Consider the following 23,344-nt stretch of genomic DNA (forward strand, 5'->3'; position numbering starts at 1 on the left):
CCCGCCAACGGATGCGCTGGTCCCAATGCTCATATCCCCTTCGCCTACCATTGAATCCCGCTTAGGCTACTTCTTGCCCGCCTGCATCACGGGGTGGCGGCTGAGGTCGAAGGGCTGAGCGAAGGGCACACCGGCCAGGGCGGCATCGTTCTGCTGTTGTAGGGCCTGGCGGGCCGCGTTGGGCAGTAGGGTGTGGGTAGCGAGGGGGCGGCCCTGGGTATCCTGCACCTGCACCCGCAGCTCCCGGGCCGACTGGCGTAGGTGCAGCGTGGCCCCATCGGGCAGCTGCACTTCTTGGGTGGGGAAGGGCGCTACGTCCACCACGGCGGTGGTGCTGAAGCCGTGCAGGGTGTAGCTGTGGGCGGCGGTGGCGCCGGGCTGGTATTGGGCATCCAGCTGGCCTGCGCCGAGGCGCACGGTGTAGCTGAGGGCCGGGCAGACCTGGGGTAGGCGCGGGGCCAGCGTGAGGCGGCCGGTGCCCAGGTTGGGGCGGATGCCGAGGAAGTACTGGTACCACACGCGCAGCTGCTCGGCGTTGGACCAGGCCTGCAGGTAGGTGCCGGTGAGGCGGGGCCAGGCTTCGCCGGGGTGCGGGTAGGCGTCCATGTTTTCGCTCAGGCCGCCCACCACGCCGCGGGTCAGGGCCTGGCGGTTCATATTCTCAAACAGCTGCCAGGCCGTGGCCGACTGCCCGGCCTCCAGCATGCGCTGCATGGCAATGCCGTTGTTCCAGAGCCACACGGCTCCGCGGTGGTAGGCCGCATCCTTGTGGTACACGCCGGGGGCGAGGTGGTAGGGGTGGAAAGCCGGGTCTTGTCGGTTGAGCGAGGCCACGCCCCAGGGGTACACCAGCTCCTGCCAGCACTGGCGCACCACTTGGCGGCGCAGGGCCGCATCGGGCACCAGGTCGAGGGCGTAGAGCTGGTTGGGGCGCAGGGTGAAGTCGGGGCGGTTATGGGCGTCGAGGCGGTCGGCCAGGTAGGGGTGTTGGGCGTCGGGGGCGTAGTCGCGGGCGAAGTGGGCCTGCACCCGGTCGGCCAGCTGCTGCCACTGCTGCTGGCGGCCGGCGTCGTGCAGTAATGCCGCAAATGCCGCACCGGCTCGCAGCTGCTCCACCCACAGGGCCTGAATGTCGTTGGCGCGGGTGCCGCGGGGCGTGTAGGCCACCAGGTTCTGATCACGGGCATCCATCCAGGTTTCGTTGTCCTCGTGCAGCAGGTAGCCTTTGTTGTCGGTCCAGTACTTCAGCGCCCCCTCAATGCTGGCCCGCACGTTGGGGTAGAGCTGCCGCACCAGGGAGGTGTCGCCGGAGTAGCGCACGTAGTCCTGCAGCCCCAGCACGAAGCGCGGGGTGCCATCGGTGGTGTGGTAGTCGATGTTGCTGGGGTTGACGATGTTGGGCACCCGCCCGTAGTAGCGCGAGGTGGGGTCGAGCTGCTGGTACTGGGCAAACGACAGCAGGATGCGCCGGGCGGGCCCGAACTGCCCCGTCACCAGGGCCGTGCCGGGCAGGGAGATGAACTCGTCGCGGCCCCAGTACTCGTTGAACCACGGCAGCCCGGCGTAAATGCCCTCGCCCTGCTGGTGGGTGATGAGCTGGTCGGTGGTGGCGTGCAGCCAGCGCAGGGCCCGAGTCAGCGAGTCGTTGGGGCTGTATAGGTACACGGGGCCGCGCAGGTACTCGCCCATGCGCTTGCGGCGGGCCTGCTTCAGCTCCTCGCCCCGCTGCTGCGCCTCCCGAATCAGGGCCGTAGCCTCCGCCTCATCCTTGCCCACCGCCACCAGAAAGCCGGTGCCGCCGGTAGTCTGGGCGCGTTGGTTCTGTACCGTCAGCGCCTGCCCGGTTTGGCGCGGGGCCACGGCCAGCAGGAAGTTGCCCTCCCGCGCCGAGAAGAACGCCACGTCGGCCTGCTGGCGCAGGAAATTCACGTTGTCGCCCTTCAGGTGCAGGGCGAGGGGCGCGTTGTGGGTCTGGTCGAGGTCCACGGCCAGCACATTGCGCTCATCCAGCAGCCACAGGGTTTCCACCGCGCCGCCGGCGTACCGGCGCTGCAGCTGGTGCGGGTACACGGCCACTTCGGTGGCGGCGGCGTTGTCGAGGGGCTGGCCGTCCACCCACAGCTCGTAGCCGCCGAACACGCGGTTTTTGGCTACGTTCAGGCCCTCAAACCAACTCCACTCGGGGTGGTCGGTGCGGTGCGTCTGGGTGAAATAATAGGCGGCGGCTTTGTTGGTAAACGACACCGGGCGGTTGGCCGCGCGGGGCACCACCATGCGCATCTGCGCCAGCAAATCGGGGGCCGAGGGACGGGACATGGCAGTGGGGCGGCCGGGGCGGCCAGCGGTGCAGGCGGCGACGGCCACCAAGAGCAGCGGCGCGGCCCGGCGAACCAGGAAGGAAGACATAGGCAATCGGCTAGGACGGTAAAGGTACGTGCTCAAACACACGCGCCGAGCCAACTACCCCTTCTCCGTTAACCGTGTTTTGTGATTACTCCCGCCTTGCCCGGCTTATAATGCGCCGCTCCCAATGCTTACGCTTGGGGGCAATGTAGCCGCGCAGGTATTTCTCCATCACCATCACGGCGCAGGGTGCGGCGGCGGTGGCCCCGAAGCCGGCGTTTTCCAGGTACACCGCCACGGCAATTTTGGGGTTGTCGGCCGGGGCAAAGCCTACGAAAGCTGCGTGGTCGTCGCCCTCGTCGTTTTGTACGGTGCCGGTTTTGCCGGCTACGGTAATGCCCACGTCGGCCAGGCTGGAGGCGTCGGCGGTGCCGCCGCGCTGCATGACGGCCACCATACCGGGTACCAGGGCCGCAAAATGCACGCTATCCACCAGCGTGTGGTGCTTTTCGGTGAAGCGGGAGAGGGGGCCGCCCTTGCCGATACCGCGCACCAAATGGGGCGGGTAGTACCAGCCCCGATTGGCAATAATGGCCGCCATGTTGGCCATCTGCAGGCCCGTCAGGTTGATTTCGCCCTGCCCGATACTGAGTGAGTAGATGGAGCGGTAGGTCCAGCCCCGGGTGCGGCGGGCTTTGTCGTAGTACGCGGGCGTGGGCAGGAAGCCGGGCGCCTCGCGCGGAACGTCTACCCCCAGCGTAGTAGCAAACCCAAACGAACGGACGTAGCGCCGCCACTGGGCCAGGTTGGCGTGGCGGGCCGCCACGGTATCTCCGGCCAAAGAGTCAGGCACGCAGTCGATCAGGCTTTGCATCACCTGGTAGAAGTAGGGGTTGCAGCTGTACTTGAGGCCGGCGGTGAGGGTGCGGGCCGGGCGGTGGTGGTGCACGCAGCTCACCAGCTCCTGGTTGCAGGGATACGCGCTGGCCGGCGTAATGGCACCCAGCTGCAAGGCCACGGCGGCATTCACCAACTTGAACACCGAGCCCGGCGGGTTGGCCAGCGTGGCCGGACGGTTGAGCAAGGGCAGGTCCTCGTGGTCCAGCAGCTCGGCCCTTACCCCGGCTTGGTCGGGGGCGGTGATGGTGCTGGCCGGGTATACCGGGGCTGATACGTAGGCCAGGATTTCGCCGGTGCGCGGGTCCAGGGCCACCAGGTAGCCTTTGCGGTTGCCCAGTAGCTTTTCGGCGTAGCTCTGCAGCTTCACGTCGATGGTGAGGTGCAGGTCCTGGCCCTGCTGAAATAGGGTGTCTTTTGTCCAGCTGCCGTGCTGCCGGCCCTGCTTATCCACTAACGGGTGCAGGTAGCCCCGGTGCCCGGCCAGCAGCCCATTATAGTAGCTCTCCACCCCACCGTTGCGCAGGCGGTAGAAGCGGCCGCGCTGAGTGCGCCGGGCCTGGCCCAGGAAGGGTTGGGCCTCGGCGTAGGTGTAGCCCAGCACCGGGGCCCCGGCCGGGGTAGTATAGGTGCGGCGCGGGCGCTCCGTCAGGGTCAGGCGAGGCACGGTTTGGCTACTGTCGCGGCGCACCCGCTCGGCTTCGGCCACCGTCAGGCGCAGCTGCACGGGGTAGCCGGAGCCCAGCCGATACGCCGGCACGGCCTCCCGAATACGCTGGCGGACGGTGGTAGAGTCCCAGCCCAGCAGCTCACCCAGCTTCAGGGTATCTAGCCGGTTGGGCAGCTTCAGCAGAAACTGCGGCCGGGTATCCACCAGTACCGAGTCGTGCCTATCCAGAATGCGGCCGCGCTGGGGCACGTCGGGCAGGACCACGCGGCGGGCCTGGTAGCGCACCCGCACATCCTGGGCCGGGGGCAGCTGGGTTGACTGATCGGGGGAGGAGCAGGCGGCCAGTCCGGCCAGCAGTGCCAGCAGACCGTCTTTCCACCTGTTAAGAGCCGTGCGCATGGGGTAAAGCTAGCCAATTGCCAAGCTTCGGCGGCGCGGCTCTCGGTGAACGGACCCTCCTGGCGGTCCGAATCGGGCCAGGGACCGGTATTGCCCGGTAGGTTTGCTCCTTACCCGGCCTCTGGCACTCTACAAAACGACTGGAAGAGGTGAGGCGAAGATTTGAAGAATTGGAGCGAGGCTTTGGGATGTTGGGGCTAGGCTTTGGGGAGGTGGGACTAGGGTTTGAGGGGCTGAGTCCAAGCTTTGGATGGTTGGGGCTATGCTTTGGAGGACTGGGGCCGGGCTTTGGAAGACTGAGGCTAAGCTTGGGAGAATCGGGACGTACGTTTGAACAATTGGGGCGTGAGTTGGGAGAGCAACGCAGCGGTGAGGTGGCCAGGTGCGGTTGTAGTGACGCAACCTTGCGTCTCGTCGTTGAACGAAGACGCCGGAGTTCGTTCAAGGTACACAACATCAGCAACGATTGAGACGCAAGGTTGCGTCTCTACAGCCAGCGACACCCTACAAGAAAGCGCCGCCCGGCCGACTCCGCGCGGCGCGGTACCGGCTGGCCGCTGCGGCGGCTTTGGGAGGCTGGCGCTTCTAGCTGACGGGCACCGAGTTATGGTATGAGACAAGAAGATTATTTCCTCTGGCTTTTACGATAATTCTCTCGCGCCTTCTTCAAGCGCCTTTTATCAGCTGACGAAAGTATTCTACATGCTATAGTCATGCTGCTATTCATGTAGCACTCGTAAGGAATAGTTGCGGTAAATGATTTCCATTCGTCTTGGGCGCGAGCCAGCATTGAAGCATCTTGAACAAACCGGTTCACCATAATGGCCTCTTCAAGACTGCCCTGCGCGGTAGGAGTCCAATAGGTTTTTAGATAATACTCGTTACTATCAACTGTCTCAATAATGTACTCTATGCCATCAAAACCTTGACGCCATTCTTTGATTTGCTCTTGGTCAGGCAAGTCCTGAATGCTGCTAGTGATAATTAAATGATATAGTTTTCTGGTAGTGACTGTGTCAAAAGGGACAGCACGCACTGCTATTCTATTTGTTGGTTCTTCCCCTTCAGGTGAGTGCTCCTTAGCCCATGAAACTAATTGCCCTTGAAAGCTGCCTGTAGACTCTTGCCATATCTCAATGGCTTGTCTGTCCATCCATAGCCGGAAATGAAATTTATGCGTGGATTTAGGTAAAGCAATGAGTGATAATTGTTGTGCTAGCTCACTCTGATATTTGTACCAGAAGGTTGTGTCGCCTCGCTGATTCAGAGGTATATGTAATTTTCTTTCCTGTGCTATGCCTATAAAAGGAGCCAGCAAAAGAATCAGCAAAACCAATTGACGAAATAATTCCATAAAAACGGGTGCTACCTCTCGCAAGGTAGCACCCGTTTCCATTTCATCCAAAGCTGCCCATAGTAGCGCGAGTCAAGCCTAGCCTAACGCGCGCCAGATGGGGAATGTAGGATGTTGCATCAGCTATAATATACCTTAATTCAAGAAGCTCTACTTGCTTTTACAGCAGCTATGAAAACAGCAGAATCGACAAAAGAACGTTTTATATGCGGCTCTAAGGTTTCAATCAGTGATGCTTCATCATCATTCAAGTCGAGAAACATTATCTCACTTTCATGATTGATATATGTTGCAATTAATCGTTCACCACTGAAAAAGTAGGTGCAGTCGAATTCGTAATAGTTGAGAAATTTCTTGCTTTCAAAATGATGAACTGCAAACTCATATTCTAAGAGCTTAGCCCGACAATTGTCATTGAGCTGAAATTTACAAACTATATCACCATCGGCTTCAGACAAGCCAATAATATTAAGCTCCCAGTCAGCAAAATAATTTAATCCATCTGGGAATAAATCTGCTTTTTTAAAAACGCTGTCAAAAGCAAAACTGTCAGCAATTTTGAATACATAATTGCTAAGCACGTTTTTCCATTCTTCGTCGGATATGGAATCCCAAGATGGAAAACCGGCGGTTTCCAGGTTAAGGTTGCTGAAGAATGATTTGTTGTGCAGCGCCATTTTGATGCAATCAGCAATTACATATTCCGCCGGTACTGACCGCCTACTTCGAACAGGGCGTTGGTAATCTGGCCGAGGGAGCAGGACTTGACCGTTTCCATCAGTTCCTCGAAGAGGTTGCCGTTTTGCACGGCCACCTGCTGCAGGCGCTTCAGGGCGGCGTCGGCTGTGGAGTGGTTGCGGGCGTGCAGGCGCTGGAGCATGCTGATCTGGTACTGCTTTTCCTCCTCGGTGGCGCGGATAACCTCGGCGGGCTGCACCGTGGGCGAGCCTTTGGAGGAGAGGAAGGTGTTCACCCCGATGATGGGCAGCTCGCCGGTGTGCTTCTGCATCTCGTAGTAGAGGCTTTCCTCCTGGATTTTGCCACGCTGGTACATGGTTTCCATGGCGCCCAGCACGCCGCCGCGCTCGGTGATGCGGTCAAACTCCAGCATCACGGCTTCCTCCACCAGGTCGGTCATTTCCTCGATGATGAAGGAGCCCTGCAGCGGGTTTTCGTTTTTGGCCTCGCCCAGCTCCCGGTTGATGATGAGCTGAATGGCCATGGCCCGGCGCACCGATTCCTCGGTGGGCGTGGTAATGGCCTCGTCGTAGGCGTTGGTGTGCAGGGAGTTGCAGTTGTCGTAGATGGCGTACAGCGCCTGCAGGGTGGTGCGGATGTCGTTGAAGTCGATTTCCTGGGCGTGCAGGGAGCGGCCCGAGGTCTGGATGTGGTACTTCAGCATCTGCGAGCGGGCGTTGGCCCCGTACTTCAGCTTCATGGCCTTGGCCCAGATGCGGCGCGCCACGCGGCCCATCACGGCGTACTCGGGGTCCATGCCGTTGGAGAAGAAGAAGGAGAGGTTGGGCGCGAAGTCGTTCACGTCCATGCCCCGGCTCACGTAATATTCTACGAAGGTGAAGCCGTTCGAGAGCGTGAGGGCCAGCTGGGTGATGGGGTTGGCCCCGGCTTCGGCAATGTGGTAGCCCGAAATCGACACGGAGTAGAAGTTCCGCACCTTGTTGGTGATGAAGTACTGCTGCACGTCGCCCATGAGGCGCAGTGAGAATTCCGTGCTGAAGATGCAGGTGTTCTGGGCCTGGTCTTCCTTCAGGATGTCGGCCTGCACGGTGCCGCGCACCTGCGAGAGCGTGCGGGCCTTGATGGGCTGGTACACCTCGGCGGGCAGCACCTGGTCGCCGGTCACGCCGAGCAGCATGAGGCCCAGGCCGTCGTTGCCCTCGGGTAGCTGGCCCTGGTAGCGCGGGCGCTCCTGGCCCAGCTCCCGGTAGATGGCGTCGATTTTCTGGTTGACCTCGGCTTCCAAACCGTGCTCCTTGATGTACAGCTCGCACTGCTGGTCAATGGCCGCGTTCATGAAGAAGGCGGCCAGCTGGGCGGCGGGCCCGTTGATGGTCATCGACACCGAGGTGACCGGGTCGGCGAGGTTGAAGCCGGAGTAGAGCTTCTTGGCGTCGTCGAGGCAGCAGATGCTCACGCCGCTGTTGCCGATTTTGCCGTAGATGTCGGGGCGGTGGTCGGGGTCTTCGCCGTAGAGCGTCACGGAGTCAAACGCGGTGCTCAGGCGCTTGGCGGGCAGGCCGGCCGACACGTAGTGGAAGCGGCGGTTGGTGCGCTCCGGGCCGCCTTCGCCGGCGAACATGCGGGTGGGGTCTTCGCCCTCGCGCTTGAAGGGGAACACGCCGGCGGTGTAGGGAAACTCGCCGGGCACGTTTTCCTGCAGCATCCACTTCAGCAGGTCGCCCCAGGCTTCGTAGCGCGGGGTGGCCACCTTGGGCACTTGCAGGTGGGAGAGGGTTTCGGAGTGCGTCTTGATGCGGATTTCCTTGTCGCGCACCTTGAACACGAACTCCGGGGCTTTGTAGGCGGCTACCTTTTGCGGCCAGGTTTCCAGGAGTTTCCAGTTTTGCCCGTCCAGCCGGAGCTTGATTTCCTCGAAGGTTTTCTCCAGGCCGGTTGCGAGCTGATCGGGCTGGAGTCCGTCGCGGCTGCTCCCCCCGGCTCCGTTTGCGGCGCCAAGGCTCCGGACGGCGTCAAGGCTTTGGCGGAGTCCGTAGAGCTGCTGAGCGGTTTCGGCTTGTTTATCGACCCACTGGTCATATTGGCGGATGGTTTCGGTGATTTCGGAGAGGTAACGCGTGCGGTGGGGCGGAATGATATACACCTTCTCGCTCTGCGCCTCCGTCGTCTCCAGGGTGGAGTGGAAGGGCGTACCGGTTTTCTGCTCGATGGTGCTGAGCACGGCCCGGTACAGGCGGTTCATGCCCGGGTCGTTGAACTGCGAGGCGATGGTGCCGTAGACGGGCAGCTCGTCCAGCGGCCGGTCCCAGAGCTGGTGGTTGCGCTGGTACTGCTTGCGTACGTCGCGCAACGCGTCCTGGGCACCGCGCTTGTCGAATTTGTTGAGCGCAATGACGTCAGCGAAGTCGAGCATGTCGATTTTCTCCAGCTGGGTGGCCGCCCCGTACTCGGGCGTCATCACGTACAGGCTGGCGTCGGAGTGCTCGATGATTTCGGTGTCGCTCTGCCCGATGCCGGAGGTTTCGAGGATGATCAGGTCGAAATCGGCGGCGCGCACCACGTCCACCGCGTCCTGCACGTAGCGGCTCAGGGCGAGGTTGCTCTGGCGGGTGGCCAGGCTGCGCATGTACACGCGCGGGTTGTTGATGGCGTTCATCCGGATCCGGTCCCCGAGCAGGGCCCCGCCGGTCTTGCGCTTGGAGGGGTCGACCGAAATGATGGCAATGGTCTTGTCGGGGAAGTCGAGCAGGAAGCGGCGCACCAGCTCGTCCACGAGCGAGGATTTGCCCGCGCCGCCGGTGCCGGTGATGCCCAGGATGGGGGCGTGTTCGTTTTTCGTTTTTTGTTTTTCGTTGTTCGGGGTGGTGCCGGCTTCGGCCGTCTGCTGGCGGCCGCCCTCGAAAAACGAAAAACGATCAGCGAGCAACGAAGCCTTCACGCGCTCAAACTCCTCGGGGAAGTTTTCGGCGGCCGAGATGAGGCGGCCCAGGGAGCGGGCGTCTTTTTCCTTGACGTGGCCGGCTTCGCCGTTGAGGTTTTTGCCGGTGGGGAAGTCGGCCTTTTCGAGCAGGTCGTTGATCATGCCCTGCAGGCCCATGGCGCGGCCGTCGTCGGGGCTATAGATGCGGGTGATGCCGTAGCCCTGCAGCTCCTCGATTTCGGAGGGCAGGATGACGCCGCCGCCGCCGCCGAAGATTTTGATGTGACCCGCGCCGCGCTCCTGCAGCAGGTCGTGCATGTACTTGAAGAACTCGTTGTGGCCGCCCTGGTAGCTGGTAATGGCAATGGCCTGGGCGTCTTCCTGGATGGCGCAGTCCACGATTTCCTGCACCGAGCGGTTGTGGCCAAGGTGAATGACCTCGGCGCCGCTGCTCTGGATGATGCGGCGCATGATGTTGATGGCCGCGTCGTGGCCGTCGAACAGCGCCGCCGCCGTGACGATGCGGACGTGGTTCTGGGGTTTATAGGGCGCTACGGGAGCTGGGTGCATGGTAGAGAGAACTACGTGGGTGGTTTTTCGGGTAGCGAAAGTACGAAAAAAGCCCCGGCGAGGGAGGCGCGGGGCTTTATGTGGAAGTGCCCTATCTTTAATACTTGTCAGTGGCTTGCTGGCAACAATTCAAATGCTCCGGCCTGAATGATATCTACATGGACGATATAATTTCAAAAGGCCAACTGTTGGAGGCCTACCGTAACGGCCAACGCCACTTCGAGTCTATAGAACTGAATACTGAAGATGATTTTAGTAATGTCGTGCTCAGCGGAGCTGTCTTTAGGCGCTGCTGGATGGAAGTGCTGTTCGTCGGTGCTGACTTATCCAGTTGTCAATTTATTGAGTGTTGCTTGAAAACAGCAGACTTCAGATATGCTACCCTGACGAGAGCTGTTATAACTGGTTGCACTGTCGAAAGCACTCGTTTTAAGTACGCACTTGTCGACAGGTTTGTCTTCAGCAATAACTCATGCTATGGACAAGAAGCTGGGCAGGAAGATTTCGACACCTTTCATTTCTTTACTTGAAACCCTACTCGTTTTCCTAAATGTCATTAGCTGCTGCCGAGGCGGCAAGGGACGGTGGCGGGGTGGCAATGCCTCGTTACCCAGTGGCAACGCCCTGTGACGAGGTGGCAAGAGCTGCTGACTAGGTGACAACGGGCACTGACCGGGTGGCAAGAGCATCTGACCTAGTGGCAATGAACACTGGCGGGGTGACAAGAGCTGCTGACCTGGTGACATTGAGGGTTGACCTAGTGACAAGGCGTAGTGACTTACTCACAACAGTATCAGACCCGTTCACAATGGCTGCTGACCAGCTGACAAGGGGCGTTCCGGTCCGGCGGCTGCAAGCCGTCGGGTTGGTGCGTTGTCGGGCGGGTGTCAGCTATCTTCAACCGGCCCGACGGGCTCCGCCCGCCGGACCGGGGCCGTGCCGGCGTCATCTACCGCAACTCCGAGAGGCGCAGCCGGAAGCCGGGCAGCACTGGCTCGCCGGCCAGCTCGTTATCGAAGCCCTGCACGATTTCGGGTTCGGAGTGGGTAGGGCGGTAGAGGTAGGCCGTTTCGGTTTCGGGGTTGAGCAGCCAAGCTAGCTGCACGCCGTTGCGGAGGTAGTCCAGCATTTTGGCTTGCAGGGTCCTTAATGAGTCGGTGGCCGATTTCAACTCCACCACGAATTCCGGGCACACGGGCGCAAACTTGTCCTGCTGGGCGGGCGTGAGGGCGTTCCACTTGGCGGCCGAAACCCAGGACGCATCCGGCGACAATACGGAGCCATCGGGGAGGGTGAAGCCGGTATTGGAGTCGAATACTTCTCCCAAGTGCTCATGCTGAGCAAACCAGCTGTATAGTTGCCCGGTCAGGCGGGCGTTGCGTTTGCCGGAGCGGCTGCCGGTGGGTGACATAATCAAAATCTCGTGTTGGGCCGTCCGCTCGATGCGCAGGTCGGCGTTCAGCTGGCAGAAGTCGAAGAACTCGTCGTCCGACATATTGGCCAGCACCGGGCTGCGGAGCGTGATGACGTCTTCGGTGATGGTGGGGCGCATACGGCTAAGCGGGTTGTCTTCCGGGAAGATACGCAAAACGGCTACCGCTTGTCCACTTCCTCCAGCACTGTGAAGTACAGGCTGGGCTGCAGGGCATTCACCGTCCAGATGGCCTGGCTGTTCTCCCGCTCCACCATGACCTGCTTTTTGTCGCGGCGCACCGGAATGGAGAAGTACTTGTCCCAAGGCTCCGTCCGCTCGCTTTGCAGCCACTGAATAGTAGCTACCACGGGCTGGGCTTCCAGCCGGATATCATAGTTGCTCACGTCCAGCGTAACCCAGCCCCGCTGCTTGTCGGTGGTTGTCAGCTGAATGTCCTGGGCCAGCAGGGCCCGGCCGGGGCGGCCGTTTTCCAGCGCGTACAGGTTCAGGCGGAAGCGCAGGTGCTCGTAGGTATTCGTGGCTAGGTACACGTGCAGGGCATCGAGGTAGGCGGGGCGCTTAGGTGTGAGCACCGTACCCAGTTCCCAGCCCCACTCATCGTCCACGGTTTCCTTGCCCGAGGAGCCGGCCGTCCAGAGCACGTCGCCGGTGGGTTGGGTGCGGCCCAGTAGGCCGGTTTTTACCCGACGGCGCTGCACCACCACGTCGGGCAGGGCTTGCTCCAGCGGCACCAGGGTAAACTCCCGCTGTCCGTTTAGGAGAGCCTGCGGCGACACAGCCGCCCGAAAAAAGCCCACGCTGGTGATAATCAGTGAATCGGTAGGGGCGGCCGGAAACCGCAGAATATAGCGGCCCTGCTCATCAGCCACCGTACCAATGTTGCGGCCAATGATGCCGAGGGTAGCAAAGGGTATCGGTTGGTTGGTGCGGGCGTTCCGCACCTGGCCTTCCAGGGTAAACGCCTGAGCGAATAATGAATACGATGATAGGCAGAGCAGCCAGCTCAACAATAGCCGACGAAGTAACACGGGCAGAACTACGGAAAGGAGGGATGGGGCCGCGAATTAACACGGTTTTTCGCCGGGAGTTGCCTTAGTGGGCGGCTTTCTTTTCCAAGGCTTGCTCCAATTCATCGGCCGCTTTTTCAATGTCGGCGTAGCCTTGCTGGGCGGCCCGCTCTTTGGCGGCCAACAGCCCGTCCCGGTGCACTAGCTGGAAGTCGCCGAACGGGAATTTGTACCGGCCCTTCGTGTCTTCGCCCTTGCTGGTATCCTCGCCCAAGTGCCACTTGGCGTACTCCTCTATTTCATGCTTCTGTAAAAAGTGGTTTTCCTCGTCGGTGCCGGGGTTGTGCTCGTGCCAGTGGCCGGAGTCGTTCTTGATTTTACCTGCTTGGATTAGCTGTTTGGCGTAGGCAACCGCTTTGGAGTTTAGGTGAATGCTCATAGGAAAGAGAGGGAAGTTGGGTAGAACGGAACGGGGTGGCGGCCCGGTGCCGTTTGTACGGAACAGGTGCAACCCTGTTGTAGTCGAGCTTGCATGCTAAGAGGTCGATCAAGCGGGCTGCTAGCGTTTTTGGGGCCTTTTGCGTACCTTCGCCCTCGGAAAAAACCGCCTCTAGTGAAGAACATTCGCAATTTCTGCATCATCGCCCACATCGACCACGGCAAAAGTACCCTGGCCGACCGCCTGTTGGAATTCACCAGCACTGTGGCTAAGCGCGACATGCAAGCCCAGCTGCTCGACAATATGGACCTGGAGCGGGAGCGGGGCATTACTATTAAGAGCCACGCCATCCAGATGCAGTATCAGTACAAGGGTGAGCAATACACGCTCAACCTGATTGATACGCCCGGCCACGTCGATTTCAGCTACGAAGTATCCCGCTCCATTGCCGCCTGCGAAGGCGCACTGCTGATTGTGGACTCCTCGCAAGGCATCGAAGCCCAGACGATTTCCAACCTCTACCTGGCCATTGGCTCCGACCTGACCATTATTCCGGTACTCAACAAAATCGACCTGCCGCACTCCATGCCGGAGGAAGTATCGGACGAAATTGTGGACCTGATCGGCTGTGACCGGGACGAAATTATCCCGGCCTCGGGCAAATCGGGTATCGGCATCGAAGCTATTCTGAATGCCATCTGTGAGCGGATTCCTGCCCCCCAAGGCGACCCGGAAGCCCCGCTGCAGGCGCTTATCTTCGACTCCGTATTCAACTCCTATCGGGGCATTGAAGTACTGTTCCGCATCAAGAACGGCACCATGCGCAAGGGCGACAAGCTCCGCTTCATGGCGACCGGTAAAGAGTACGGTGCGGACGAAATCGGTATTCTCGGCCTCAACCAGGAGCCCCGCCTTGAAATTGGCGCCGGCAACGTAGGCTACCTGATTTCGGGTATCAAGGAGGCTCGGGAGGTAAAAGTAGGTGACACCATCACGCACGTAGCCCGCCCCACGGCCGAAGCCATTGTTGGTTTCGAAGACGTGAAGCCCATGGTATTCGCCGGTATTTATCCGGTAGATACCACTGAGTATGAGGAGCTTCGCTCGTGTATGGAGAAGCTGCAGTTGAACGACGCCTCACTGGTGTGGGAGCCGGAAACTTCGGTGGCCCTGGGATTCGGTTTCCGCTGCGGCTTCCTGGGCATGCTGCACATGGAAATTGTGCAGGAGCGCCTGGAGCGGGAGTTCAACATGACGGTAATTACCACCGTGCCCTCGGTGCAGTTCCACGCTACCGGTACCAAAGATCAGCTGCTGACCATCAACGCCCCGAGCGAAATGCCCGAGCCGAACATGATCAAGCACATCGAGGAGCCCTACATCAAAGCCCAGATTATCACGGCGGCCGACTATGTGGGACCCATCATCACCCTGTGCATGGAGAAGCGCGGCATCATCAAAGGCCAGAGCTATCTGACCAGTGAGCGGGTGGAGCTGACGTTTGAGCTGCCGTTGTCAGAAATCGTGTTCGACTTCTTCGATAAGCTCAAAACCATTTCGCGCGGCTACGCCTCGCTGGACTACGAGCTGATTGGCTTCCGTGAGTCGGACATGGTGAAGCTGGACGTGATGCTGAACGGGGAGAAGGTCGATGCCCTGTCGGCCATTGTGCACCGCAGCAAGAGCTACGAGTGGGGCCGCCGCCTCTGCGAAAAGCTCCGGGAGCTGCTCCCGCGCCAGCAGTTCGAAATTGCCATCCAAGCCTCCATCGGGCAGAAAATCATTGCCCGTGAAACGGTGAAGGCCCTGCGCAAAAACGTAATTGCCAAGTGCTACGGCGGCGACATCTCGCGGAAACGCAAGCTGCTGGAAAAGCAGAAAGAAGGCAAGAAGCGGATGCGCCAGGTGGGCTCCGTGGAAATTCCGCAAGAGGCCTTTCTGGCCGTTCTTAAAATCGACTAGTAGCGAAAACGCGGCTCCGGAAACGGGCCGCGTTTTTTGTTTCCCTATACTCTTTACCTCATTTTCTCACCTCATACACTTCTTGACACGGCGTGTATTGATTAATCACTTCAAGAACATGTCCGACACCCTTCTCAAGAACTGCACGAGCCCGGAGCAACTGGAAAAAATCATCAAAGGCCAGGAGCGCAAGTTCCGGTGGCGCGACGACTGGCCCGCTATGGAAGCCGCTCTGCAGGCTGCCGGAACCGCCGCCATTGCCGCCCACGCCAACAGCCAAATCCCCGATCAGCAATAACCGCAACCCAGCATGACAAACAACCCCGAAGCGACCACCTACCAACTCATCGACGGCAAACAGACTGCCGAGAACATCAAAGAGGAAATTGCCGCCGAGGTAGCCCAACGCAAAGCCGCCGGCCAGAAGGTGCCGCACCTGGCCGCCATCCTGGTGGGCCACGACGGCGGCTCCGAAACCTACGTGCGCAACAAGGTGCTGGCCTGCGAGCGGGTAGGGTTCGGCTCCACGCTGCTACGCTTCGAGGACGACATTACTGAGGCCGAGCTGCTGGCCCAGGTGGACCGGCTGAACAACGACCCGGAAATCGACGGCTTCATTGTGCAGCTGCCCTTGCCCCGCCACATCGATACCAACAAGGTGATTGAGGCTGTGCGACCCGAGAAGGACGTGGACGGTTTCCATCCCATGAACATTGGCCGGATGGTGGCCGGCTTGCCCGCCTTACTACCCGCCACACCCTCCGGCATCGTGGAGCTGCTACGCCGCTACGAGCTGCCGACTGATGGCAAACACTGCGTAGTAATAGGTCGAAGTAACATTGTGGGTACGCCTGTTAGTATACTGCTAGCTAAGAACTTAGAGCCGGGTAACTGCACGGTTACTTTATGCCACTCCCGCACCCAGAACCTCGCCGATATTACCCGTACTGCCGATATTCTGGTAGCTGCTCTGGGCCGCCCCGAGTTCGTAACGGCCGACATGGTGAAACCCGGAGCCGTGGTTATTGACGTGGGCACCACCCGCGTGGAGGACGCTGCGAAAAAGTCGGGTTGGGCTTTGAAGGGCGACGTGAACTTTGGTGAAGTAGCTCCGCTGGCTTCCTATATCACGCCGGTGCCGGGCGGGGTCGGGCCCATGACCATTGCCATGCTGCTACTCAATACCTTACGCGCCGCCAAAGGGGAAGTGTACCCAAAGTAAACTCAACCGTAGCGCCGTTACGGGACTAGCTGGCAGGAGTGGGGCTAACCCGTCTCAACCGGTGCTCAGCCTCGATAAATCCAACTAAAACCGCCTCAGGCTTTTAGTTTTCGGGGCTGTGTACTACTTTTAAAGTCGGGCCGTTAGGGAAGGGGCCGCGCGCAACTGCGGGCGGCACCCTTCCGGCGGCCCGGCTTGTTGTTTTAGAGAATTACTGTTTTGCTGCACGAACTACCTGTTACGTCGGCGGCCCCGGCCCAGGGGACGGCGGCACCCGAACTGCCCGTAATGGAGCAGTTTTACACCATCCAGGGCGAAGGATACAACACCGGCCGGGCGGCTTACTTTATCCGCCTAGGCGGCTGCGACGTGGGCTGCGTGTGGTGCGACGTGAAAGAATCGTGGCCCCTTGATGCGCACCCGCGTCAGGCCATTTCCCAGTTGGTTGCGGCCGTTACGGAATACCCCGGCCGCAACGTAGTAATTACCGGCGGCGAGCCGCTAATGCACAACCTTGTCCCCCTCACGGCTGCCCTGCACGCAGCCGGCTGCCAGAACTGGATTGAAACCAGCGGGGCCTATCCGCTCAGTGGGGAGTGGGACTGGATTTGCGTGTCACCCAAGAAGTTCAAGGCTCCGTTGCCGGAGGTGCTGGCCGCCGCCCACGAGCTCAAAATCATCGTGTTCAATAAGAGCGACTTCGCCTGGGCTGAGCAGCACGCCGCGTTGGTTGGACCAACTTGCCGCCTGTATTTGCAGCCCGAGTGGAGCAAGTCTGCCGACATGATGCCGCTGATTGTGGAGTATGTAAAAAGCAACCCCCAGTGGCAGGTTTCGTTGCAGACGCATAAATTCCTCGATATCCCGTAGCGCCCTACTTCTCCCACCTATGCGCCGTTCGATTGTTGTTCCGGTAGTTTTGCTCTTTACAATGGGTGGGCTACTGCCGCTTTCTGCGGCGGCCCAGGCCCAGCTTGGTACCACCAACACGAAAGCCCGCAACCTGTGGGAGAAGGCCCAGCAGCAGGCCAAAGACCGGGACTTTAACAAGGCCCTGGAAACGCTCACCCAGCTCAATCAGAAATTTCCGTCGCTGGGGGAGCCGTACGTGCTGAAAGGCTCTTTGCTCAAAGCCATGGGCGAGAATCAGCTGGCTTTCGACTCGTATCGGGACGGGCTGGCCAAATTGCCCGTTGATGGCAGCCGCGCCAACGACTATTTCACGCTGGGCGAGTTGGCCATGACGTTCGGGGAGTACCAGACGGCCGCCGACAGCTACAAAAAGTACCTGAAAACGGCTGCCAAGAACCAGCGGAACGCGCCCCGGGCGCAGCGCCAGCTGCTCAACTGCGAGTTTGCGCAGAAGGCTATGGCCGCGCCTACTGGCATCCAGCCCGAACCACTGCCGCAACCGCTCAACACCTTCCGGTTTCAGTATTTTCCGGTGCTCACTGCCGACAGCCGCTTCCTGCTGTTTACGGGCCGCCCTACGGCCGAAAGCGGAGAAGACCTGTTCGTGAGTCGCCAGAATAAGGATGGCACGATGGGGGAGCCAGTATCTATTTCTCCGGCCATTAACACCTCCTACAATGAGGGTGCTGGTGCTATATCCGGCGACGGTAAGACGCTGGTATTCGCCTCCTGCGACCGGCCCAGCTCTGTGGGCAATTGTGACCTGTACATCTCGCGCCGCACCGGCAACACTTGGAGCAAACCCCAGAACCTGGGCCGTAACGTAAACTCGCCGGAATGGGACTCTCAGCCCTCACTATCGGCCGATGGGCGCACGTTGTATTTCACCAGTACCCGCCGGGGTGGCAAAGGGCAGGAGGATATCTATATGACCACCCAGGATGCCCAGGGCAACTGGACGCCCGCCCGTAACCTGGGCGCACCGGTTAACACCGCCGGCAAGGACATGGCTCCCTTCATTCACGCCAGTGGCACTACGCTTTATTACGTAACAGATGGGCTCGTGGGCATGGGGGGGCTGGATGTGTACCGCTGTGAGCAGTTGGCCGCCGACAAATGGAGTATCCCCCAGAACCTGGGCTACCCGCTGAATACCTACGAGAACGAGGCTTCACTATATATCACCTCCGACAACCGCCGGGGCTTCTGCTCCCGCTCTAAGGCCACGGTATCGGGGGTGAAGCAGGAGCGGGACCGGCCGGTGGAGCTATTTGGGTTTGAAGTACCCAAAGAGGTGCGCGCCCGGGAAACCAGTACCTATACACAGGGCCGGGTATTCGATGCCTTCACCAAGAAGCCCATCAAGGCCGACGTGCAGCTCTACGACCTCAATACCGATGAGTTGGTGCAGTACGTGGGCTCCGATGCCGAGAACGGCGAGTACACCGTGGTGCTCAACGAAGGCCGGCAGTACGCCATGTACGCCTCCGCCGATAAGTACCTGATGCGCAGCCTCAGCTTCGACTACAGTGACAAGCGCAGCTTCGACCCGCTCACCCTAGATATCTACCTGGAGCCGGTGCGCTCCGGCCGTAGTATCGTACTCAACAACCTGTTCTTCGATACTAAGGAGTATGAGTTGAAGCCCAAATCCCGTACCGAATTGAACCGCTTGGTGGGCTTTATGAAGCAGTATCCGGATATACTGGTAGAAATATCCGGCCATACCGATGACGTAGGGTCGGACGACGACAACTTGGTTCTTTCGCAGAACCGCGCTAAATCAGTGTACAGCTACCTCATCAGTCAGGGCGTAAAGGCCCAGCGCCTGCGCTTCAAAGGGTACGGGGAAACCAAGCCCCTCAACCCGAACGATACCGACGAACACCGGCAGCAAAACCGACGGATAGAACTCCGGATACTGTAGCCCGTCAGCCCCTCCCCCGAAGCCCTGCTCGTACTTCTCGAGCAGGGCTTTTTGTGTTTTAAACTGTCGGGTATCACATAAGTAATTATGTGTCAGTTATATGCAAATCAAAGCTTTGAAAATAAAATCAAAAAATTTATAATAAATCTTTGTATTATTAAATAAATGCTTTTATGTTTGGCTATCCTCTACCTCCCCTATCGGGTGCAAGCGTTTAGCGCAACACGTCCGATCGGAACCTTGGGGTACCAGGAATCAACTCGTCATTTCAACTTCAACAGAACACTTAAACCACTTACCACCGTGAAAAAAATTACTCTCTTTATTGCCTTGTTGCTCGGTCTGCAGGGTGTAAGCTTGGCCAACACCCGTGGTGAAGGCACCGGCCTGCAGGCTCGGGCTACGGCGCTTACCCGCTCCATTGCTGAGAAGGCCCGTCTGGATGAAGGCCAGATTGTCCGCGTGAAACAACTCAACATCCAGATGCTGACGGAAATGGAGGATATCCAGTCTCGGTTTGCAGCCGACCCGGCCATGCTAGACCAGAAGCTGGCTGAAGCCCAGCTCCGCTACGAAAACACATTAACGGCTTTGCTGCGCCCCGCCCAACTGGCCCTGTTTCAACAGAACCGGGCCAACATGACGGCGCTAGGACAGCACTAGCACCCTTGAACACTTCCACTCACTCTACTCCCAAACCCATGAAAAAGCTAACGATTCCCGTAATGCTGGCAGTTCTGACGTTGGCCTCGCATCGAATGCTGGCCGCTCCGGGCAATGGTAACCGGGACCTGCAAACGCGGGCCTCCTCTATGACGCGCTCCTTGGCCGAGCAAGTGCACCTGAATGAAGGCCAGTATGTGCAGGTAAAGGCCCTGAACCTGCGTCTGCTCCAGGAAATGCTGTCGGCCAAGGCGGTATTCGTGCACGATGCCGAGCTGCAAAATCGGGCTATTGCTGATGCCCAGCAGCAGTATGAGCATGAACTAGCCACGCTACTGCAGCCAGCTCAGCTAGCACTTTATCAGCAAAATCGCGCCAGTCGCACAGCGCTTAATACCGGCAACTAATATTGAGAGCCCTGACTCTGAATAGGAGTCAGGGTTTTATTTTATTTCAAATTATTATTGTAAAGTTTATAATAATGTGTATTTTTAAATAGAATTATTAGTTGACCACTCTTCACTTTTCCTCCAGCCCAACCACCGTTATGAAAAACGTCTTCGCTTCACTTTTATTTGCTACTCTAGTAAGCCTCTCTTTCACCTCTTTTGCTACGGCAGGCGATGGTAGTGGTAAAACGGCCGTTCGGGCTTCTGAAATGACCCGACGGATGGCCGAGCGCACCAGACTCACCGAAGGCCAGTACGTAAAAGTACGCGCCCTGAATCTGCGGCTGCTCACCGAAATGGCTGAGTTGCGTCGGCAGTTCGCCGCCGACGCAGCGCGGATGGACGAGGCCATGGTGGAGGTTCAAGCTCGTTATGAGTGGGACCTTGCCAATATCCTGCGGCCTAAGCAAATGCTGGCTTATGATGAAATGAAATCCAATTTCACGGCCGTAAATTTGCGCTGATTTTTAACGTGTTATGCAACGTCATTTGCAGTGTAAAGTGAAATAAAAAAAGCCCGCATTTGCGGGCTTTTTCGTTGAAATATGGAAGGGTGCTGACTACGAGCGGGCTTCGATGCTTATGTAGTCACGCTCGGTTTCGCCGGTATAGATCTGACGCGGACGGCCGATGGGCTCTTTGTTTTCGCGCATCTCTTTCCATTGGGCAATCCAGCCGGGCAGACGGCCTAGAGCGAACATCACCGTGAACATCTCCGTGGGGATGCCCAACGCTTTGTAGATAATGCCCGAGTAGAAGTCCACGTTCGGGTACAGCTTGCGCTCAATGAAGTACGGGTCGGTGAGGGCAGCTTGTTCCAACTCCTGCGCAATTTTCAGCAGGGGGCTATCCTCGAGGCCCAGGGCGGTCAGTACCTCGTCGGCAGCCTTCTTGATGATTTTGGCACGGGGGTCGAAGTTCTTGTACACACGGTGACCGAAGCCCATCAGACGGAACGAATCGTTCTTATCCTTGGCCTTGGCAATGAACTTGCTGGTGTCGCCACCGTCACGCTCAATGGCCTCCAGCATCTCAATTACCTCCTGGTTGGCACCACCGTGTAGCGGGCCCCACAGCGCGTTGATACCGGCCGAAACCGAGCCGTAGAGCGAGGCATTGGCCGAGCCTACCAGACGCACCGTGGAGGTAGAGCAGTTCTGCTCATGGTCGGCGTGCAGAATGAGCAGCTTGTTGAGGGCGCTGACAACTACCGGATCGATTTCATACTTCTCCGTGGGGAAGCTGAACATCATGTACAGGAAATTGGCGCAATAGTCGAGGTCATTGCGCGGATAGTTCAGCGGGTGCCCCATGTTGTTCTTGTAGGTCCAGGCCGCAATGGTGGGCATCTTCGCCAGCAGACGAATGATGTTCAGCTCCATTTCCTCGGGGCTCAGGTCCGGCGATACGCTCTGGGGGTAGAAGCCAGTAAGGGCGCAAATCAGCGAAGAAAGGATGGCCATGGGGTGCGTAGCCGACGGGAAACCGTCGAAAATCTTCCGCATATCCTCGTGCACCAAGGTGTGCTTGGTAATCTGGCCCGAGAAGTCCTTCAGCTCCGCCTCGGTGGGCAACTTACCATAAATCAGCAGATAGGCTACTTCCAGGAAGCTCGACTTTTCAGCCAACTGCTCAATCGGGTAGCCGCGGTAGCGCAGAATGCCTTCCTCGCCGTCCAGGAACGTAATGGCGCTTTTGGTGGCGCCGGTGTTTTTGTAGCCCGAGTCGAGGGTTACGTAACCAGACTGGTCGCGCAGCTTGCCAATGTCAAAGGCTTTTTCGTGCTCGGTACCTTCAATAACGGGGAGAGAGAAGGATTTCCCGTCGAGGATCAGTTCAGCAGATTCTGCCATAAAAGTGGGTTGAAGGGTGGGTTGCAGGGCGAAACTAAAGAATTACCGGTTTAGCCGGAAACCCAGTGAGAGTTTGATGCCTATACTACAACCAAGCCTAGGTTGTTGTTTGAGATAGGGAAAGCGCAAAGAAACGGCCCCCTCGTTAAAAATGCGGCATGCAGCGCAAGGTTTTTACCTGTACACCAGCATTTTTTCGCCGGTAACGATACCGGAAGCCGTCCGCTGCCTACTTGCCGATGCAGAACTGCGTGAAGATGCTGGTAAGCAGGTCGTCGTTGCTGATTTCGCCCGTAATCTGGCCCAAGGCGGCCAGGGCATGGCGCAAATCGGCGGCCAGCAGCTCAGTGCCTGCACCAGTGCTCAGGCCCACCAGCACAGCATCGAGGTGGCGGGTGGCTTGTTCTAGGCTTTGGGCGTGGCGCAGGTTGGTAACAATGGTGCTGCTGCCGGTGCGGTCAAGGCCCTCACCGCGTACCTTGGCCAGTAAGGTCTCCCGCAGGTCGTCGAGGCCGTCGCCGCGGGAAGCGGCAATCAGGATGGTATCGGAAAGGGACTGAAAGCTGGTGAGTTCAGGATCGGATGCTACATCGAGCTTGTTGCCCACGGCCACCACAGGTACTTCCAGGGGTAGGTTCAGGGCTTCAATTTCTGCTTTAAGTTCAGATGGGGTAGTAGTGGTTATATCAAATAGATATACAACCAAGGCTGCCTGTTGTACCCGTTTGAGAGTACGTTCCACGCCGATGGATTCCACTACGTCGGTAGTGTCGCGCAGGCCGGCTGTATCTACAAAGCGGAACCGAATGCCGTCAATGCTCACCTCATCCTCAATCAGGTCGCGGGTGGTACCGGCAATGTCCGACACGATGGCGCGCTCCTCGTTGAGTAGGGCGTTGAGTAGGGTGCTTTTGCCAGCGTTAGGCCGCCCGGCAATAACGGTAGTTACGCCATTTTTGATGACGTTGCCCAGCTCAAACGAGCGGAGCAGGCGGCGCACCAGTTGTTGTACCTCCTGCAGTAGCTGCACCAGCCCGGTGCGGTCGGCAAATTCTACATCTTCCTCGCCGAAGTCCAGCTCCAGCTCCAGCAACGCCGCAAACTGCACCAATCGGCCCCGCAGATCTTTCAGCTCCTGGGAGAAACCGCCCCGCATCTGGCGCAGGGCTACTTGGTGCGAAAGGGCCGAATCGGCGGCAATCAGGTCGGCTACGGCTTCGGCCTGGGCCAGGTCGAAGGCACCGTGCAAAAAGGCTCGTTTCGTAAACTCACCGGCTTCGGCCAGGCGGGCTCCGCGCCGCACCAGCAGCGCCAGCACCTCCTGCACAATGTAGTCAGAGCCGTGGGTGCTGATTTCCACCACGTCTTCGCGGGTGTAGGAGTGCGGGCCTCGGAACAAAGAAACCACCACTTCGTCCAGAATACGCTCACCGTCGCGGAGGGTGCCGTAGTGCAGGGTGTGGCCCGGCTGGTCGCGCAGGCGCTTGCCATTGAACACCTCGTCGGTTAGCCGAATAGCATCGGGGCCGGAAAGGCGAACCAGGGCAATGGCACCGGCTCCGGGCGGGGTTGAGAGGGCAACAATGGTATCGGTGAGAGAAACGGGAAGTACGGGGGCCACAG

At 59.0% G+C, this 23,344-nt stretch carries 19 protein-coding genes; 9 read left to right on the forward strand and 10 right to left on the reverse strand.

The features are described 5' to 3' along the window. Window positions 1-66 precede the first annotated feature (66 nt). From LF252_RS05570 to LF252_RS05590, 5 genes are all read right to left on the reverse strand, one after another. Window positions 67-2,406, reverse strand: a complete 2,340-nt coding sequence (locus LF252_RS05570) for an amylo-alpha-1,6-glucosidase (RefSeq protein WP_226268562.1) — start codon at window positions 2,404-2,406, stop codon at window positions 67-69. A gap of 85 nt (window positions 2,407-2,491) precedes the next feature. After that, a complete protein-coding gene (locus tag LF252_RS05575) occupies window positions 2,492-4,309 on the reverse strand; it encodes a peptidoglycan D,D-transpeptidase FtsI family protein (protein WP_226268563.1) in 1,818 nt (605 codons plus the stop codon). A 625-nt stretch (window positions 4,310-4,934) separates the two neighbouring features. After that, entirely contained in the window at window positions 4,935-5,714 is a 780-nt protein-coding gene (locus LF252_RS05580) for a hypothetical protein (protein WP_226268564.1), read from the reverse strand. An 89-nt stretch (window positions 5,715-5,803) separates the two neighbouring features. Beyond that, window positions 5,804-6,340 carry a hypothetical protein gene (locus LF252_RS05585; protein WP_226268565.1) on the reverse strand — a complete coding sequence of 179 codons (537 nt, stop codon included), beginning with the start codon at window positions 6,338-6,340 and terminating at the stop codon, window positions 5,804-5,806. Window positions 6,341-6,357: 17 nt separating this feature from the next. Next, window positions 6,358-9,852: a methylmalonyl-CoA mutase family protein gene (locus LF252_RS05590; RefSeq protein ID WP_226268566.1), complete on the reverse strand. Its 3,495-nt coding sequence runs from the start codon at window positions 9,850-9,852 to the stop codon at window positions 6,358-6,360. A 296-nt stretch (window positions 9,853-10,148) separates the two neighbouring features. Here LF252_RS05590 and LF252_RS23125 point away from each other — a divergent pair, with 296 nt between their 5' ends. Beyond that, entirely contained in the window at window positions 10,149-10,382 is a 234-nt protein-coding gene (locus tag LF252_RS23125) for a pentapeptide repeat-containing protein (protein WP_226268716.1), read from the forward strand. 419 nt (window positions 10,383-10,801) lie between these two features. Here LF252_RS23125 and LF252_RS05600 read toward each other — a convergent pair whose 3' ends face one another. From LF252_RS05600 to LF252_RS05610, 3 genes are all read right to left on the reverse strand, one after another. Continuing rightward, window positions 10,802-11,404, reverse strand: a complete 603-nt coding sequence (locus tag LF252_RS05600) for a Uma2 family endonuclease (RefSeq protein ID WP_226268567.1) — start codon at window positions 11,402-11,404, stop codon at window positions 10,802-10,804. A 41-nt stretch (window positions 11,405-11,445) separates the two neighbouring features. Further along, window positions 11,446-12,315, reverse strand: coding sequence for a carboxypeptidase-like regulatory domain-containing protein (locus LF252_RS05605; RefSeq protein ID WP_226268568.1), 870 nt, complete (start codon window positions 12,313-12,315; stop codon window positions 11,446-11,448). A 64-nt stretch (window positions 12,316-12,379) separates the two neighbouring features. After that, on the reverse strand, window positions 12,380-12,733 hold the full coding sequence (locus LF252_RS05610) for a hypothetical protein (protein ID WP_226268569.1): 354 nt from the start codon (window positions 12,731-12,733) through the stop codon (window positions 12,380-12,382). A 174-nt stretch (window positions 12,734-12,907) separates the two neighbouring features. On the opposite strand from LF252_RS05610, the gene lepA reads away from it, so the two are divergent. The 8 genes from lepA to LF252_RS05650 all read left to right on the forward strand — a co-directional run bounded on the left by lepA (window position 12,908) and on the right by LF252_RS05650 (window position 20,332). Beyond that, the gene (gene lepA, locus LF252_RS05615) at window positions 12,908-14,695 is read left to right on the forward strand and encodes a translation elongation factor 4 (RefSeq protein WP_226268570.1); all 1,788 of its coding nucleotides are present in this window, start codon (window positions 12,908-12,910) and stop codon (window positions 14,693-14,695) included. A 118-nt stretch (window positions 14,696-14,813) separates the two neighbouring features. Beyond that, window positions 14,814-14,993 carry a hypothetical protein gene (locus tag LF252_RS05620; RefSeq protein WP_226268571.1) on the forward strand — a complete coding sequence of 60 codons (180 nt, stop codon included), beginning with the start codon at window positions 14,814-14,816 and terminating at the stop codon, window positions 14,991-14,993. Between the two features lie 12 nt (window positions 14,994-15,005). Next, the gene (locus LF252_RS05625; protein ID WP_226268572.1) at window positions 15,006-15,917 is read left to right on the forward strand and encodes a bifunctional 5,10-methylenetetrahydrofolate dehydrogenase/5,10-methenyltetrahydrofolate cyclohydrolase; all 912 of its coding nucleotides are present in this window, start codon (window positions 15,006-15,008) and stop codon (window positions 15,915-15,917) included. Window positions 15,918-16,205: 288 nt separating this feature from the next. Next, on the forward strand, window positions 16,206-16,787 hold the full coding sequence (locus tag LF252_RS05630; protein ID WP_226268717.1) for a 7-carboxy-7-deazaguanine synthase QueE: 582 nt from the start codon (window positions 16,206-16,208) through the stop codon (window positions 16,785-16,787). A gap of 19 nt (window positions 16,788-16,806) precedes the next feature. After that, the gene (locus LF252_RS05635) at window positions 16,807-18,756 is read left to right on the forward strand and encodes an OmpA family protein (RefSeq protein WP_226268573.1); all 1,950 of its coding nucleotides are present in this window, start codon (window positions 16,807-16,809) and stop codon (window positions 18,754-18,756) included. A gap of 303 nt (window positions 18,757-19,059) precedes the next feature. Continuing rightward, on the forward strand, window positions 19,060-19,419 hold the full coding sequence (locus tag LF252_RS05640; RefSeq protein ID WP_226268574.1) for a hypothetical protein: 360 nt from the start codon (window positions 19,060-19,062) through the stop codon (window positions 19,417-19,419). Window positions 19,420-19,457: 38 nt separating this feature from the next. Continuing rightward, entirely contained in the window at window positions 19,458-19,826 is a 369-nt protein-coding gene (locus tag LF252_RS05645; RefSeq protein WP_226268575.1) for a hypothetical protein, read from the forward strand. Window positions 19,827-19,966: 140 nt separating this feature from the next. Further along, window positions 19,967-20,332: a hypothetical protein gene (locus tag LF252_RS05650; RefSeq protein ID WP_226268576.1), complete on the forward strand. Its 366-nt coding sequence runs from the start codon at window positions 19,967-19,969 to the stop codon at window positions 20,330-20,332. A gap of 96 nt (window positions 20,333-20,428) precedes the next feature. Here LF252_RS05650 and LF252_RS05655 read toward each other — a convergent pair whose 3' ends face one another. Together LF252_RS05655 and mnmE are read right to left on the reverse strand one after the other, a co-directional pair. Beyond that, window positions 20,429-21,721 carry a citrate synthase gene (locus tag LF252_RS05655; RefSeq protein WP_226268577.1) on the reverse strand — a complete coding sequence of 431 codons (1,293 nt, stop codon included), beginning with the start codon at window positions 21,719-21,721 and terminating at the stop codon, window positions 20,429-20,431. 229 nt (window positions 21,722-21,950) lie between these two features. Continuing rightward, complete coding sequence (gene mnmE / locus LF252_RS05660; RefSeq protein WP_226268578.1) at window positions 21,951-23,342, reverse strand: tRNA uridine-5-carboxymethylaminomethyl(34) synthesis GTPase MnmE; 1,392 nt, start codon at window positions 23,340-23,342, stop codon at window positions 21,951-21,953. Window positions 23,343-23,344: the final 2 nt, after the last annotated feature.

It is taken from the genome of Hymenobacter pini (genome assembly GCF_020421205.1).
GTDB classification, from domain to species: domain Bacteria; phylum Bacteroidota; class Bacteroidia; order Cytophagales; family Hymenobacteraceae; genus Hymenobacter; species Hymenobacter pini.

Bases quoted from the DNA above. Each gene is read 5' to 3' on its own strand.
- LF252_RS05625 (WP_226268572.1), top strand. From the start codon at position 15,006: ATGACAAACAACCCCGAAGCGACCACCTACCAACTCATCGACGGCAAA.
- LF252_RS05650 (WP_226268576.1), top strand. From the start codon at position 19,967: ATGAAAAACGTCTTCGCTTCACTTTTATTTGCTACTCTAGTAAGCCTC.
- LF252_RS05655 (WP_226268577.1), bottom strand. From the start codon at position 21,721: ATGGCAGAATCTGCTGAACTGATCCTCGACGGGAAATCCTTCTCTCTC.
- LF252_RS23125 (WP_226268716.1), top strand. From the start codon at position 10,149: ATGGAAGTGCTGTTCGTCGGTGCTGACTTATCCAGTTGTCAATTTATT.
- LF252_RS05590 (WP_226268566.1), bottom strand. From the start codon at position 9,852: ATGCACCCAGCTCCCGTAGCGCCCTATAAACCCCAGAACCACGTCCGC.
- LF252_RS05570 (WP_226268562.1), bottom strand. From the start codon at position 2,406: ATGTCTTCCTTCCTGGTTCGCCGGGCCGCGCCGCTGCTCTTGGTGGCC.
- LF252_RS05635 (WP_226268573.1), top strand. From the start codon at position 16,807: ATGCGCCGTTCGATTGTTGTTCCGGTAGTTTTGCTCTTTACAATGGGT.
- LF252_RS05620 (WP_226268571.1), top strand. From the start codon at position 14,814: ATGTCCGACACCCTTCTCAAGAACTGCACGAGCCCGGAGCAACTGGAA.
- LF252_RS05600 (WP_226268567.1), bottom strand. From the start codon at position 11,404: ATGCGCCCCACCATCACCGAAGACGTCATCACGCTCCGCAGCCCGGTG.
- LF252_RS05645 (WP_226268575.1), top strand. From the start codon at position 19,458: ATGAAAAAGCTAACGATTCCCGTAATGCTGGCAGTTCTGACGTTGGCC.
- LF252_RS05585 (WP_226268565.1), bottom strand. From the start codon at position 6,340: ATGGCGCTGCACAACAAATCATTCTTCAGCAACCTTAACCTGGAAACC.
- LF252_RS05630 (WP_226268717.1), top strand. From the start codon at position 16,206: ATGGAGCAGTTTTACACCATCCAGGGCGAAGGATACAACACCGGCCGG.
- LF252_RS05610 (WP_226268569.1), bottom strand. From the start codon at position 12,733: ATGAGCATTCACCTAAACTCCAAAGCGGTTGCCTACGCCAAACAGCTA.
- LF252_RS05575 (WP_226268563.1), bottom strand. From the start codon at position 4,309: ATGCGCACGGCTCTTAACAGGTGGAAAGACGGTCTGCTGGCACTGCTG.